This is a genomic window from Mycobacterium mantenii (assembly GCF_010731775.1).
Lineage (GTDB): Bacteria > Actinomycetota > Actinomycetes > Mycobacteriales > Mycobacteriaceae > Mycobacterium > Mycobacterium mantenii.
Genome location: NZ_AP022590.1, coordinates 1162890 through 1176840 on the forward strand (window position 1 = coordinate 1162890; position 13951 = coordinate 1176840).

At 67.4% G+C, this 13951-nt stretch carries 13 protein-coding genes and 1 pseudogene; 9 read left to right on the forward strand and 5 right to left on the reverse strand.

All coding sequences use genetic code 11. The features are described 5' to 3' along the window. Positions 1-29: 29 nt before the first annotated feature. Positions 30-1265, forward strand: a complete 1236-nt coding sequence (locus G6N50_RS05240; RefSeq protein ID WP_083095204.1) for an FAD-dependent oxidoreductase — start codon at positions 30-32, stop codon at positions 1263-1265. Between the two features lie 5 nt (positions 1266-1270). On the opposite strand, the gene G6N50_RS05245 is transcribed toward G6N50_RS05240, so the two are convergent. After that, on the reverse strand, positions 1271-2110 hold the full coding sequence (locus G6N50_RS05245; RefSeq protein WP_083095203.1) for a sugar phosphate isomerase/epimerase family protein: 840 nt from the start codon (positions 2108-2110) through the stop codon (positions 1271-1273). Beyond that, positions 2107-2709 (reverse strand): SecDF P1 head subdomain-containing protein, encoded by a 603-nt coding sequence (locus G6N50_RS29880; RefSeq protein WP_169926961.1) that lies wholly within the window; start codon positions 2707-2709, stop codon positions 2107-2109. The genes G6N50_RS05245 and G6N50_RS29880 overlap by 4 nt, the downstream gene beginning before the upstream one ends. Before the next feature lie 279 nt (positions 2710-2988). On the opposite strand from G6N50_RS29880, the gene G6N50_RS05255 reads away from it, so the two are divergent. The 6 genes from G6N50_RS05255 (at position 2989) to G6N50_RS05280 (ending at position 10086) form a co-directional block, all read left to right on the forward strand. Next, positions 2989-3669 carry a TetR/AcrR family transcriptional regulator gene (locus G6N50_RS05255; protein WP_083095202.1) on the forward strand — a complete coding sequence of 227 codons (681 nt, stop codon included), beginning with the start codon at positions 2989-2991 and terminating at the stop codon, positions 3667-3669. A 249-nt stretch (positions 3670-3918) separates the two neighbouring features. Further along, positions 3919-5121, forward strand: a complete 1203-nt coding sequence (locus G6N50_RS05260) for a cytochrome P450 (RefSeq protein ID WP_083095201.1) — start codon at positions 3919-3921, stop codon at positions 5119-5121. After that, complete coding sequence (locus G6N50_RS05265; RefSeq protein ID WP_083095200.1) at positions 5121-5957, forward strand: mycofactocin-coupled SDR family oxidoreductase; 837 nt, start codon at positions 5121-5123, stop codon at positions 5955-5957. The genes G6N50_RS05260 and G6N50_RS05265 overlap by 1 nt, the downstream gene beginning before the upstream one ends. A gap of 31 nt (positions 5958-5988) precedes the next feature. Continuing rightward, positions 5989-6957, forward strand: a complete 969-nt coding sequence (locus G6N50_RS05270) for an enoyl-CoA hydratase/isomerase family protein (RefSeq protein WP_083095199.1) — start codon at positions 5989-5991, stop codon at positions 6955-6957. A gap of 19 nt (positions 6958-6976) precedes the next feature. After that, entirely contained in the window at positions 6977-9328 is a 2352-nt protein-coding gene (locus tag G6N50_RS05275) for a CaiB/BaiF CoA transferase family protein (protein ID WP_083095198.1), read from the forward strand. Further along, positions 9325-10086, forward strand: coding sequence for an SDR family NAD(P)-dependent oxidoreductase (locus G6N50_RS05280; RefSeq protein WP_083095197.1), 762 nt, complete (start codon positions 9325-9327; stop codon positions 10084-10086). Before G6N50_RS05275 ends, G6N50_RS05280 begins: the two co-directional genes overlap by 4 nt. On the opposite strand, the gene G6N50_RS30020 is transcribed toward G6N50_RS05280, so the two are convergent. Further along, a complete protein-coding gene (locus G6N50_RS30020) occupies positions 10046-10159 on the reverse strand; it encodes a hypothetical protein (protein WP_158086070.1) in 114 nt (37 codons plus the stop codon). The two genes, G6N50_RS05280 and G6N50_RS30020, sit on opposite strands and share 41 nt — an antisense overlap. Here G6N50_RS30020 and G6N50_RS05290 point away from each other — a divergent pair. Further along, positions 10127-11371: a hypothetical protein gene (locus tag G6N50_RS05290; RefSeq protein ID WP_158086069.1), complete on the forward strand. Its 1245-nt coding sequence runs from the start codon at positions 10127-10129 to the stop codon at positions 11369-11371. The genes G6N50_RS30020 and G6N50_RS05290 overlap by 33 nt on opposite strands. A gap of 7 nt (positions 11372-11378) precedes the next feature. Here the strand turns inward: G6N50_RS05290 and G6N50_RS05295 are convergent, their stop codons facing one another. After that, positions 11379-12227, reverse strand: coding sequence for a sigma-70 family RNA polymerase sigma factor (locus tag G6N50_RS05295; RefSeq protein WP_083095279.1), 849 nt, complete (start codon positions 12225-12227; stop codon positions 11379-11381). 91 nt (positions 12228-12318) lie between these two features. Between G6N50_RS05295 and G6N50_RS05300 the strand changes: the two genes are divergently transcribed. Further along, positions 12319-12546: a hypothetical protein gene (locus G6N50_RS05300; RefSeq protein WP_232069051.1), complete on the forward strand. Its 228-nt coding sequence runs from the start codon at positions 12319-12321 to the stop codon at positions 12544-12546. Between the two features lie 23 nt (positions 12547-12569). On the opposite strand, the pseudogene G6N50_RS05305 reads toward G6N50_RS05300, so the two are convergent. Next, positions 12570-13930 (reverse strand): annotated as a pseudogene (locus tag G6N50_RS05305) (HNH endonuclease signature motif containing protein). Between the last annotated feature and the right edge of the window lie 21 nt (positions 13931-13951).

Below are 13951 nucleotides of genomic sequence, written 5' to 3' on the forward strand. Positions count from 1 at the left end.
TCCCGCCGACCGCTTATGCTTGAGCGTTGATGGTCGAGACAACGACGTGCGCGGTTGTCGGCGGCGGCCCGGCGGGCATGGTCCTCGCACTGTTGCTGGCCCGGGCCGGCATCGAGGTCACCCTGCTGGAAAAGCACGGCGACTTCCTGCGTGACTTTCGCGGCGACACCGTGCATCCGACCACGCTGCAGCTGCTCGACGAGTTGGGCCTGGGGGAGCGGTTCGCGGAATTGCCCTACAGCAAACTCCGCAGGGGCACTTGGGAATCCGCTGGCCGCTCGGTGACCTACCTGGACTTCGAGCGGCTGCGGCAACCGCACCGATACATCGCCATGGTGCCGCAGTGGGACCTGCTGAACCTGCTCGCCGAGGCGGCCCGGGCCGAGCCGAGTTTCACCTTGCGGATGCGCACCGAGGTCACCGGTCTGCTGCGCGACGGCGGCCGCGTCACCGGGGTGCGCTACGAAGGGGTGGACGGACCGGGCGAGCTTCGGGCCGAGCTGACGGTGGCCTGTGACGGCCGGTGGTCGATCGTGCGCCGGGAGGCCGGGCTGAGCGCACACGAATACCCGGTGAAGTTCGACGTGTGGTGGTTCAAGCTGCCGCGCGAAGGCAATGCGGACCATTCCTTCCTGCCCAGGATGGGGCAGGGCAAGGCGCTGGCGGTGATTCCGCGCGAAGGCTACAACCAGATCGCCTACATCGGCCCGAAGGGCACCGACGCCCAGTTGCGCGCACGCGGTGTCGAGGCGTTCCGGCGCGACCTCGGTGCGCTCCTGCCCGACATGCCGGACTCGGTCGCGGCATTGCGGTCCATGGACGAGGTCAAGCACCTCGACGTGCGGGTGAATCGGTTGCGTCGCTGGCACACCCACGGTCTGCTCTGCATCGGCGACGCCGCGCACGCGATGTCCCCGCTGGGCGGGGTCGGGATCAATCTGGCCATCCAGGATGCCGTCGCCGCCGCGACCCTGTTGGCCGAACCCCTTCGGCGGCATCGCATCACCGAACGCGACCTGGCCGCTGTTCGCCGTCGGCGCGGACTTCCCGCCGCGCTGACCCAGACGGGTCAGCGAGTGCTGCAGACCGTGCTACTGCGGGCGGTTTTCCGCGGCGCGGCTCCCACGCCGCCTGCGGTGGCGCTGAGTGTGCTGCGACGGTTGCCGTGGCTGGCGGCGGTGCCCGCCTATCTCGTCGGCGTTGGAGTCAGGCCCGAACATGCTCCGGCATTCGCCCGACGGGCACCCTCGGAGCGCGACGGCTGAATGCGCTACCCGAGTTGAAGCTCCGACAGCAACCGGCGCGCCGCCTCGACGCACGGGCGTAGGCGGTCGGCCGGGGGCACGCCCGCCAGCGCCGATATCCTTCTGGGAACTTCGATTTCGAGCACGGTGTCACGGGGGAGTGCGGAGAGAAGGTCGTGCAGCGGAAGTTCGCCCTCGCCGGGAACCATCCGCTCGAACATGGCTTCCTCCAGGTAGTTGTCGAGGCGCGGCCGTAGCGTCGTGTCGTTGAGCTGGGCGTAGCCGATGTGATCGGCATCGATGGCGGCCAGATCGGCGGCGCCGGAACCCGACCGCACCAGGTGCATGGTGTCGATCAACAACCGGAATTCGCTTCGTCCGACGTATTCCCTGGCGGCCAGCGCCGCGGGCACGTCGCCGATGGTCAGGCCGGGCACCGGTTCGACGACCGTACCGATATTGCGCTGGGCGGCAAGCTCGGTCAGTGCGGCGAACTGGTCGAGGGTGCGCGCAAGATCGGGGTCCAGGCTGACCACGTTGATCCGGGGAACACCGAGCTCCGCCAGGACGTCGAGGTCGCCGCGCAGCGCGCTCACGTCGGCGCCGGGCAGCACCAGGAACCCGTCACCGAGCGAGATGGTCACTCCCCGATCGCTCATCGCGGCGCGCAGGTCTTTCCGAAGTCTGGCGTCGTCGGCCAGCGAGTAAGGGGGATAGCCCAGCGGCACCAGCGGCATCCCCTGCGCGGCGACCGACATGTAGCGGCAGCCCAGGTCCGCGGTGAGATTCGCCAATTCGATTGGGGGCAGCCCGAACACGCTGAGCATTCCGATGCCGAGGCGGTCCGGGCGCCCCGGAGACGTCATGCGGGGCGGCCCACCAGTTGGGCCAATTGCGCTGCGCCCTGGGCGGTTTGGGTGGTGAGCACGATCCGTCCGGACGTGGCCTGTTGTTCGATGATCGGCGCTTCCAAAACGAGGTTGTCCCGGATGAAGGCCACGTGGTCTTGCAGATGCCCGCCCGTGAATGCGGTCCACGCGGTCGCCGACGGCGGATCCAGCTCGAGGGTCACTTGGTAGTAGTCCGCGGTGAGCGACTTCGGCGGGTCGACGTGGACGAGCCCGAGCCGCATGGTCTCGGGACCCAACGTATAGACGGTGGTTCGCCCGATGTCACAGGTGGTCAGGGCGTCGGTGGGCTGCACCGCAGCGTTCGGATCGGTGGCCGGGCACTTCACCGCGGGCGTCGTCGGTTGCGACTTCGTCACCGGCCGAACCGGAAGCGGGGCGATCTGCACCACCGGCGGCGGGGGCGGCGGCGCGGTGGTGCTGGGCGGCGCGGTGGTCGACGAGCTGGACGGCGCCGGCTTGTGCGTCTGCTGACAGCCACACATCGAAGCGGCGAGCAGACCGATAGACCCCAGCCAGGCGGCGGCAGCGCGCGCGCTAAATCGACGGTGACTCATCGGAATACACTCTACTCACGGCATCATCCAACTTCCGATCGATTCCCCGATCGAATCCACGTCCGATTCCCCGATTGAGTCCACATCCGGCGGGAACTCTTGCACCGCAATTTCTTTGGTGCCTTTTGGCGCGGACCATTGCAGCTCGCGTGAGATCGCGCCGGTGGGCATGCGTCGCCGACGCGGCTTGGCCAGCACTTATCCGAAACAGCCGATGCGTACGGGGCGCGCTCTTTACTGACACTACAAACATAGAGTAAGGTCGCGATCCAAGAACTCATGGATAAGCGACGAAAGCCCAACCCCGCCGAACGTCGCCGCGACCTATGCGACGCGGCGATTGAATTGCTGGCCGATGACGGGGCCAAGGGATTGAGTCATCTGAAGGTCGACCGCAAGGCCGGCGTGCCGGACGGCACGACCTCGTTCTATTTCCGCACCCGGTCGGCGCTGCTGCGCGCGGTGGCCGAACGCTCCGCCGAACTCGACCTCGCCGAGCTGCAGGCGATCGCGGACAGCTCCGATGCCGCCGATGGGGACCGCGCACCGTCGCGCCTGTCGCAGGTGGTCATCCAGGCCGGCAGCGACCCGCAGCTGTACCGGACCAGGGCCCGATACGAGCTGACCATGCAGGCCACCCGTGACCCGGCGCTGGCCGCGATTCTCCAGCAGGCCACCGACGAGTTCACCAAGCTGCACCGCGAGATCCTCGTGCAGCTTATGCCGCACGGGGCCGACCTGGATCCGGCCGTCGTCGAGGACTTGAGCAACGTCACGCTCACGTTCATCAATGGTTTGCTACAACGGTTCGCCCATGGCGACCGCATCATCGACAGCGCCGAACAGCTCGACGGAATCCTGTCGGCGATCGCCGCCGGGATATTGAAGAGCGCGGACAAGGGGCGGCTCACCCAGGCCCGCGGGCTGCGGGTGTTGCGCCGCGGGGCGGCATCCGGGTGAGGACGCCGAGCGGACACGGCATACCGGGCTCTGGCTCTTGCCAGGGCAGCGGCGGTATGGTTCTCTACGACAATAGAGTAAGCCTACGTTCATGCGCCGTTTTCAGCGGAGCTTGCGCAGTAGTCAGAGCGACGCAATTAAGCGGAGTGTATAAATTGCCCGAACCGAATCCAGCGCTGCAACGCTGGCAGCGCTAGCCCTGGTGCAGGTAATGCGGGTATCTAAAAGTGCAGCGGTAGGAGGGTTTTCGTGACGGCGAGCACCGATAGCCATGTTCGTTTCGATCCGTACGATGTCGGGCTGATCGCCGACCCGTATCCTATGTTCGCCCGATTGCGTGAAGAGGCGCCGCTTTATTACAACGCCGAATACGACTTCTACGCGGTGAGCCGCTACGCCGACATCAGTAAGGCGCTTGTCGACCACGAGACTTACAGCTCCGCGCGGGGCGCGATCCTCGAGCTGATCAAGGCCAACCTCGATATCCCGCCGGGCATGCTGATCTTCGAGGACCCGCCGATTCACGACGTGCACCGCAAACTGCTGTCGCGGATGTTCACCCCGCGCCGGATCGCCGCGCTCGAGCCGATGATCCGCGATTTCTGCGCTCAGCTCCTCGATCCGTTGGTGGGCTCGGGCCGCTTCGACTTCGTCACCGACCTGGGTGCGCAGATGCCGATGAAGGTGATCAGCATGTTGCTCGGCATTCCGGAAGACGACCAGGAGCACATCCGCGACCGGGGCAACGCCCAGTTGCGCACCGAGGCCGGCAAGCCCATGAGCGCCGCCGAGCATGGCCTGGCGGTGGGTGAACAATTCGAGGCCTACATCGACTGGCGCGCCGAGCATCCGTCCGACGACATCATGACCGAGTTGCTCAACGTCGAATTCGTCGACGAGACCGGTACCACCCGGCGGCTGTCCCGCGAAGAGATCCTGGTGTACCTCAACGTGGTCGCCGGGGCGGGCAACGAAACGACGACGCGGCTGATCGGTTGGTCGGGAAAGGTTCTTGCCGAGCACCCGGATCAGCGCCGGGACCTCGTCGAGAACCCGACGCTCATCCCGCAGGCCATCGAGGAGCTGCTGCGGTACGAGCCGCCGGCGCCGCACGTGTCGCGCTACGTGACGCGCGACGTCACCGTGCACGACCAAACGGTGCCCGAGGGCAGCGTGATGATGATGCTGATCGGATCGGCATGCCGTGATGAGGCCCAGTTCGGGCCCGACGCAGGCGAATTCAACATTCATCGCACGGTCCGCCCGCACCTCACCTTCAGCATGGGAACCCACTTCTGCCTGGGTTCGGCGCTGGCGCGACTGGAAGGCCGCGTCGCCCTGGAGGAGATTCTGAAGCGCTTCCCCGAGTGGGAGGTCGACCTGACCAACGCAGTCCTCAGCCCGACCTCCACGGTGCGGGGCTGGGAGTGCATGCCATCGCTGGTGTCGTGATGACCGGCCGGGTCGAGGGCAAGGTAGCTTTCATCAGCGGTGCCGCGCGCGGGCAGGGCCGCAGTCACGCCGTGCGTCTGGCGCAGGAGGGCGCCGACATCATCGCGATCGACGTCTGCGGGCCGATCGATAACCTGGCCTACCCGCACTCGACGCCGGAAGATCTCGCCGAGACCGCGGATCTGGTCAAGAACCTCGACCGGCGCATCGTGACCGCCCAGGTGGACGTCCGCGATTGCGACGCGCTGAAGGCCGTCGTGGACAGCGGGGTGGAACAGCTGGGCCGGCTCGACATCATCGTCGCCAACGCCGGCGTCGGCACCGACGGCAGAAGGCTGCACAAGATCCGCGAGGACGTGTGGCAGGACATGATCGACATCAACCTGACCGGCGTGTGGCACACCGTTAAAGCGGGTGTGCCGCATATCCTTTCGGGTGGACGGGGCGGCTCCATCGTGCTCACCAGTTCGGTGGGCGGTCACAAGGCTTACCCGAACACCGGGCACTACATCGCCGCCAAGCACGGCGTCATCGGGCTGATGCGGGCCTTTGCCGTCGAGTTGGGCCCGCACATGATCCGGGTCAATTCCGTGCTGCCCACCCAGGTCAGTACCACGATGGTGATGAACGACAACACCTATCGGCTCTTTCGACCCGACCTGGAAAATCCCGGGCCGGACGACTTCGCCCCCATCTCGCAAATGATGCACACACTGCCGGTGCCTTGGGTGGAGGCCACCGACATCAGCAATGCTGTCCTGTTCCTCGCCTCTGACGAATCTCGTTATGTCACCGGCGTTTCGCTTCCCGTCGACGCGGGCAGCTTGCTCAAATAGGCCGCTAACCACCAAGTGAAAGAAGAAGCCCATGCCCGAATATGACTACGAAAAGCTGAAGAAGGAAGCCGAGCAGTACATCAAGTTCGAGAAGGACAAGAAGAACCGGATCGCCTACATCACGTTCAACCGTCCGGAGGAGCTCAACTCGACCACGCTGGGCATGCGGCAGAACTACGCCGATCTGATCCACAAGTGCAACGTGGACGACGACGTGAAGGTGGTCGTGATCCGCGGTGAGGGGCAGGATTTCGGCAGCGGTGGAGACCTGCCCGAGCAGCGTCCGATGCTGGAGAATCCCGGCTTGCCGCTGCACCACGAGCTCGCGATCAACGACGACGACGTCAAGTACCCGCCGGGCGGTTCCTACCGCTACCTGTCCACCGTCACCGACTTCTACGCCAAGGCCCGCGCCGGAAACCGTCCGCTGCAAGAGCTTCGGAAGATCAGCATCATCGAGGCGAAGGGCTACTGCTACGGGTGGCACTTCTACCAGGCCGGCGACGCCGACCTGGTGATCGCTAGCGACGACGCGCTGTTCGGGCACCCGGCCTTCCGTTACGTGGGCTGGGGGCCGCGGCTGTGGTGGTGGGCCGAGACGATGGGCCTGCGCAAGTTCTCCGAAATGCTGTTCACCGGGAGGCCGTTCAGCGCGAAGGAAATGTACGAATGCGGCTTCGTCAACAGCGTGGTGCCACGCGACAAGCTGGAAGCGGAGACGGAGAAGTACGCGCTGGCATGCTCGAAGTCGCGCCCGACCGACACGGTCGCGGTGCAGAAGACGTTCCTCGAGTTGTACAAGCAGCACAAGGGTGAGTACTTCGGCAGCCTGCTGACCGGCATGGTCGAGGGCATGCTGCCGATGATCAAGAACGACGCGGAAGAGGTCGACCTCACCGGTGGCACCTTCGAGAAGGGCCTCAACAATGTGGTCAAGGACAACGACCTGAACTTCCCGCCGGAGTGGCGCCTGAGCCGCTCGGGCCGCGCGAAGCCCTGACCGTTGTGACGGGGCGTGCGTGTCCGCGCTGACGGTTATCAGGGTCATTGAGTTGGCCGAATCCGTTGCGGGGGAATATTGCGGCAAGCTGCTGGCCGACTTCGGCGCCGAGGTCATCAAGATCGAGGCGCCGAAGTGCGGCAGCGCGACCCGCGCGATGGCGCCGCTGCTCGCCGATGGCTGCGAGGGCAGCGGGCTGTTCGCCTACCTCAACACCAACAAGCGCTCGGTCGTGCTCGATCCCGGCTCGGCGGCCGACGCCGAGCGGTTGCACCGGCTCATCGACTCCGCCGATGCGGTCATCGATCACCGGCCCACGGACCGGTCCGCGCGTCACCCGTCCGTGGTCTTCTGCTCCATCACCCCGTACGGCCAGGGGGTGGCCGCCGACTTCGACAATGCCCGGAGCATCAACGTGTTCCACGCCAGCGGGTGGGGTTATCACACCCCGAGCCACCCGGACCCGGGCAGGCCGCCGCTGCAGGGGCCGGGTCGCTTCCTGGCCGACTATGAGGCCGGGCTGGAGGCGGCGCTGTGTATCGCGTCCTCGTTGTGGGGACGCCTGCATACCGGCGAAGGCGAATCCATCGATATCTCCCAGCAGGCCGTCCTGGTGTCACGCGCCGATTGCATCCTGGGCCGCCTCGTCACCGGCGAGGTGCCGGCCGACGGTGAGCGCGGTGATTACGATCAGGCCGGACCCGCGTCGTTCTTTGCCTGCGCCGATGGGTTCGTCTACCTGTACATGACCAGCCGCGCCCACTGGTTAGGCGTGAAAACCCTTCTGGGCCAGGCTGAATGGCTTGATGAGTTCGAGGACGATTGGCTGGAGTTCTCCGTCACCGCGGAGAAGGTCACCGCCTTCCAGCGGGGGTTCGCCGCCTGGGTCGCCGGCCTGGCCAAAGAGGAGGCGTCGGAAAAGGCCCAGCGGCTCGGAGTGCCGCTGGTGCCCGTCAACGGCGCCGCGGATCTGCATCACTCGCCCCAGTACCGGCATCGGGGGTTCTTCCAGCAGGTTCGCCACCCAGTGCTGGGCGAAGCGGCGTATCCGACCGTGCCGTATGCGTTCAGCGCAACGCCCGCGCGAATCACCAGTGCCGCACCGAGTCTCGGCGAGCACACCGGGTCGGTCATGGAAGGTGTCGACCTGCCGCGCGCACGGCCGGCGGCCCAGTCACCGCAACTGAAGCCGCCCCGGGATGCGCGGGGTGGACCGCTGGAAGGCGTGCGCGTCGTCGAGCTCACCAAGGTGTGGGCCGGCCCGTACGCCGGAAAACTGCTGGCGATGCTGGGCGCCGAAGTGATCAAGGTCGAGACGGCTGACAGCCCCGAGGAGATGCGCGCATACGGCGGCACCGATATCAACCACGCACCATATTTCATGAGCATCAACCCCGAGATCCTCAGCGTGGACCTCGATATCAAGTCGGACGAGGGGATGGCGCGGCTGCGCGAGCTGATCGTCCGCAGCGACATCGTCATCAATAATCTGCGTCCGGGCGCGATGGAGCGCCAGGGCCTGGGGTATCGACAGCTCACCGAGATCAAGCCCGACATCATCTCCGTGTCGATCAAGATGTGGGGCAACGACGGACCGCTGGGCCATCAAACCGGTTATGCGCCATGCTTTGCCGCGCTGGCCGGACCGGCCTCCCTGGTCGGCTATCCCGACGGGCCGCCGCTCGGGACCAGCATGCGCTACGGCGATTCGACGGTCGGCGCGGCCGCCGCATATGCCGCCGTGGTGGCGCTGCTGCATCGGGACCTCAGCGGCGCGGGGCAATTCGTCGACGTGTCGGCCGTGGAGACCCTCTCCTCGATGATCGGCGACTGCCTGCTGGAACATTCGGTGACGGGGCGACGACTGGGTCCCAGCGGCAACAACCACCCGGACATGTGCCCGCATGGCTGCTACCCGTGCGTCGACGGCGCGTGGATCACCGTGGCCGTCGCGACCGACACCGAATGGAGCCGGTTGTGCGAGGTACTCGGCGCCGCGACACTGGCGGACGAGCCCCGCTACGCCACGAGCGATGGGCGACACCGGCACGCCGAGGCGCTCGACGCGGATCTCGCCCGGCTCACTCGGGGACAGGACGCGGAGCGGCTCGCCGAGCGGCTGCGGGCGGCGGGAGTGCCGGCCGCCAAGAGCGCCACATCGCTGGATGTGATTGGCGATCAACGACTGTGGGACCGCGAGCTGTATCGCTTCGTCACGGATCACCGCGAGGGCCAGCGACCGGTGCTGGGGCCGTCCTGGCGAATGGCGCGCCGCCCGGCCCGGATCACGCGCGGCGCACCGGACCTGGGTGAGGACACCGGCTACGTTCTACACGAGATCCTTGGCACGCAACCGACGGGCGGAACATGACGACACTGGAGCGCACCGCGGCCCTGGTCACCGGCGCCAGCAGCGGCATCGGCGCGGCGACGGCCCAGGCGCTGGCCGCCGAGGGCGCGGCGGTGGCTCTGCTCGCGCGCCGGGCCGAGCGGTTGACGGAGCTGAAAGCCCAGATCGAATCCGCCGGTGGTACAGCGCTGGTGGTGGCCGCCGACGTCACCGATGCCGACCAGGTGGCCGCCGCCGTCCAGCGCACCATCGCGGAGCTGGGACGCCTCGACATCCTGGTGAACAACGCCGGCCTGATGCAGTCGGCGCCCGCCACCGCGGCGCCCCTGCGGGATTGGGACCAGATGGTGTCGGTCAACGTGCAGGGCGTCCTCTATGCCACCCGCGTGGCGCTTCCCCACCTGATCGAGGCGGCCGCCGACTCGCCGCGCGGGGTCGCCGACCTGGTCACCATCAGTTCCACCGCGGGCTGGGTGGCCCGGCCGAACACCGCGGTGTATTCGCTGACCAAATTCGGCGTGAACGCCTTCAGCGAGGGCCTTCGCCAGGAGGTGCTCGGCAAGCGGGTCCGGGTGGGAGTGGTGGGGCCCGGGACCGTCGACACCGAAATCTTCAGCCATCTGGCCGAACCCTCGCGGGAGGCGTTCGAGCGGCAGACGGCCGGCATGGTCATGCTGCGACCGGAGGACATCGCGGATGCGGTGTTGTTCATGGTGACGCGTGACCGGCGGGTGGCGGTCAATCACATGCTGGTGCGCGCGGCCGAGCAGACTTGGTAATCAGTTGATTTCGCATTGGGCCGTCGGCGACCGTTACGACGTGCCCTTTCCGGCCGACCCCGCGGCCCTGCACAGCGGCGGGGCGGGATTTCTCACCGAGGCCTTTCTCGCCTCGGGTGCGTTGCGGGACAACGCGATCGCGAGCGTGACCGGCTTCAGCGAGGTCGCCGGCGGCAGCACGGGACGCAAGGCGGCCCTCTCGGTCGAATACGCGAAGCCCGCGCCGGGGCTGCCCACCGAGCTGTTCGTCAAGTTCTCGCGTGACTTCGCCGACCCGGCGCGCGATCGCGGCAAGACGCAAATGGAGCCGGAAGTGCGGTTCGCCGCGCTGTCGGGGGCACCCGCGTTTCCCATCGCGGTGCCCCGGGTGCTGTTCGCCGACTATCACCGCCAGACCGGGACCGGGATACTGGTCACCGAGCGGATTGGGTTCGGCGACAACGGAATCGAACGTCAGTATCACAAGTGCCTCGACTACGAGATGCCCGAGCCGTTGGAGCATTACCGCGCGCTGCTCACCGCGCTGGCCCGGCTGGCCGGAACCCACCGATCCGGGCGGCTGCCGGCGGAGCTGACCGCATCCTTCCCGCTGGGCATGGCGGCCGCGACGGTGGGGGAGCGGGAGCCGCTGTCGGTAATCAAGCTGGAACGCCGGGTGAACCAACTCGCCGAATTCGCCGAAAGCCACAGCGGGCTGCTGCCCGCTTGTTCGCCCGAGTTCATCGCCCGCCTGCGCCAAGACGCGCCGCGGTTCGCGCACCACGAGCAGACCATCACCAGCCGACTGGCCGCCGACTCGGACTACGTCGCGCTGTGCCACTGGAATGCCAACATCGACAACGCATGGTTCTGGCGAGATGCCGAAGGCGCTCTGCGCTGCGGCCTGATGGACTGGGGATGCGTCGGCCAGATGAACCTGGGCATGGCCTTGTGGGGAGCGATGTCCGGCGCCGAAACCGAGATGTGGGATGCCCACCTCGGCGAACTTTTGCGATTGTTCGTCAGCGAGTTCCATCGTTGTGGCGGACCGCAACTCGACCCGGATCGGTTGCGCCGGCACACATTGCTCTACGCCTCGGCGATGGGGGTCGCCTGGCTCTTCGGAGTACCCGCGTTGATCCGCAAGCGATTCGAGGCCATACCGAACAGTCGCCGGCACGCGCTAATCAAGGACGACGAGAGCCTGCGCGCACCGTTGCAGATGCTGTCGAACCTGCTGTTCCTGTGGGACCGGTATCGCGTGGGCGAGTTGCTCGATGCGGCCGTTGCCGAAGGGCCGCGTTGACCACGCTTCACTCCCGCGTGCTCGCGCCCTCGCGGCGTCGTACCCCGGCCAATACGTCGTCGGCGGCGCGGAATTGGAGGCGGCGCACCTGTCCCGCCTCTATGGTGAAGTCGAAGGCGACCTTGACCTCACCGCGGTGAATCCAGGCGGCGCCCGGGCGATCCTCGACGAAGACCGGGAAGGCTGCCTTGGCAGCGCCGCTGAAGAAGCCGGCCACCTCATCGGGGCCCTGCAGGCGCGTCGGTGTGCCGAGCGCGGCCGCGGCCGCGTCGGCGGAGACCGTTACGTCGGGCGCGAGCAGCTCCAGCAGCCGGGTGAAGTCGCCCTCGCGCGCTGCGGCCATGAAGGCGTCCACCACCTCCCAGTCGGCGAGGGCATCCTCGGGCGCAGGCGGGCGCACCTTGGCCCGAGCCCGAGAGGCCAGCTTGCGCGCCGCGACCGGGGTTGTGTCGAGCATGGAGGCGATCAACTCGAAGTCAACGCCGAAGCTGTCGTGCAGCACGAAGGCCACCCGCTCGGCGGGTGATAGCCGGTCGAGCACTACCTGCAGGGCGATGCCGACGGTGTCGGCCAGCACCACGTCGTCCGCCGAATCAGGTTCCGTCGCCTCGACCTGAATCGACTCCGTCGGCACCGGGGTACGCGCCCGCAGCCGGTCGAGGCACAGCCGCGAGGTCACCGTGGTGAGCCAGCCCGGCAGGTTGTCGATCGGCTCTTCGGTGGCGTGCAGCCGCAACCACGCCTGCTGCACGACGTCCTGAGCCCCGTCGGCGTCGCCCAGGATCCGCGCGGCGATGCGCAGCAGCCGAGGCCGCTCGGCCTCGAACCCGTCGCGGAGCTGGTCGTCGTTCACCATGGCGGTCACACTTTCGTCGTCGGGTGCGTCACCATCCTGACGCACCGGGACCGCCCGGTGTGACCAGAGGAGGAGGACCCTTGTGAAGACCATGACCTGCCAGGACCTCGGTGGCCCGTGCGACCTCGCGCACCGCGGCGAGAGCGCCGACGAGATCATCAAGGCGCAGGACCGACACCTCAAGGAAGTCGTTGAGGCCGGCGACGACGCCCACGTGCCCGCGCGCGAGGACATGAAGGGCCGCTGGCGCCACCCGATCAAGTCGATGGGTTGGTACAACGGCGTCAAGAAGCGGTTCGCCGAGCTGCCGGAGAGATGAAGCTCGGGGAGGGACGCCCTGCGCTAAGGCTCGTCGTCGTCCTCGCCCCGTAGCAGCTTCTCGGGGTGATGAAACGTATTGGTGCGGGGCCGGCCCCGGTCCAGGTGCGGTGGCGGCAGCCATTCGGTGTCACCCCCGGCGTTCTTGCGGGTGGTCCATCCGCCGGGCCGCAGCAGGCGGTGGTGGGGGCCGCAGGCGAAGGTGAGTTCGTCGACGTTGCTGGTGTGGCACGTGGCCCAGTCGGTGACGTGGTGGACTTCGCAGTAGTAGCCGGGCACGGTGCATCCGGGTGCCGAGCAGCCGCGGTCCTTGGCGTACAGGACGATTCGCTGAGCCGGTGAGGCCAGGCGTTTGGTGTGATACAGCGCCAGGGCCTTGCCTTTGTCGAAGATCGCCAGGTAGTGATGCGCATGGCGGGCGAGCCGGATCACGTCGCTCATCGGCAGGATGGTGCCGTCACCGGTCAGGCCCCGACCTGCAGCGGCTTCCAGCTCCTGCAGCGTCGTCGTGACGACGATCGAGGCCGGTAAGCCATTGTGCTGTCCCAACTTTCCGGAAGCCAACAACGCGCGCAAGCCCGCGTTGAGCGCGTCGTGCTGGCGCTGGGCGGCGCTGCGGCCATCCGTTCAATGGCCTGCTCACTGGGAGCCCCATCCACGCAGGGGGTTTCGTCATCGGGGTTGCACATGCCGGGTGCGGCGAGTTTGGCCAGCACCGCCTCGAGGGTGGCGCGCGCCTCGGGGGTGAGCCAGCCGCGCAGCGCCGACATGCCGTCGGGTTGCTGGTTGCCCAGCGTCAGGCCGCGCTGCCGGGCCCGGTCCTCGTCGGTGAAGGTGCCGTCGGGGTTGAGACAATCGGCCAGGATGTCGGCCAGCTTGGCGAGTTGCTCGGGCCGATACCGGGTTCCTTCCCAGGCGAGCTTGGCCTCGGCCTGCTCGCGGGTGGCCGCATCTATCCAGCCGGGCAGTTGGTGGTAGAACGTGCGGATCACCGCGACTTGGCCGGCCCCTAGTGTGCCGTCGCGTTGGGCGGCCGCGGTGGCGGCCAGCAGCGGTGCGACGGGTTCACCGGTCAGGCCGTGCCGCGGGCCCAGATCCCGCGCTTCCTTGATGCGCCGGGAGGCTTCGCCGCGGCTGATCAGCGTCGATTCGGTGAGCGCATGAGCCAGCGTGCCGCCGAGTTCCTCGGACGGGGCCTGGCGGGCAAGGGAATTGATCAGCGGGTGTTCGATGGCCGGCAACCGGCGACGCACCTTCTCGCAGCGCTCCAGCATCGCCAACTGCTCGCGGGTGGCCAACGCATCGCAGTCGTACCCGATGAGGTCATCGAGGGCGGCGTCGATACCGTCGAACGCCGCCGACAGGGCCTCCCGATCTACACTCACACCCCGAAGCTATCGGAGCCC

What these genes read in the sequence shown, in the direction of transcription:
- G6N50_RS05240 (WP_083095204.1), top strand. Translation starts at nt 30, where the DNA reads ATGGTCGAGACAACGACGTGCGCGGTTGTCGGCGGCGGCCCGGCGGGC.
- G6N50_RS05245 (WP_083095203.1), bottom strand. Translation starts at nt 2,110, where the DNA reads ATGACGTCTCCGGGGCGCCCGGACCGCCTCGGCATCGGAATGCTCAGC.
- G6N50_RS29880 (WP_169926961.1), bottom strand. Translation starts at nt 2,709, where the DNA reads ATGAGTCACCGTCGATTTAGCGCGCGCGCTGCCGCCGCCTGGCTGGGG.
- G6N50_RS05255 (WP_083095202.1), top strand. Translation starts at nt 2,989, where the DNA reads ATGGATAAGCGACGAAAGCCCAACCCCGCCGAACGTCGCCGCGACCTA.
- G6N50_RS05265 (WP_083095200.1), top strand. Translation starts at nt 5,121, where the DNA reads ATGACCGGCCGGGTCGAGGGCAAGGTAGCTTTCATCAGCGGTGCCGCG.
- G6N50_RS05270 (WP_083095199.1), top strand. Translation starts at nt 5,989, where the DNA reads ATGCCCGAATATGACTACGAAAAGCTGAAGAAGGAAGCCGAGCAGTAC.
- G6N50_RS05280 (WP_083095197.1), top strand. Translation starts at nt 9,325, where the DNA reads ATGACGACACTGGAGCGCACCGCGGCCCTGGTCACCGGCGCCAGCAGC.
- G6N50_RS05295 (WP_083095279.1), bottom strand. Translation starts at nt 12,227, where the DNA reads ATGGTGAACGACGACCAGCTCCGCGACGGGTTCGAGGCCGAGCGGCCT.
- G6N50_RS05300 (WP_232069051.1), top strand. Translation starts at nt 12,319, where the DNA reads ATGACCTGCCAGGACCTCGGTGGCCCGTGCGACCTCGCGCACCGCGGC.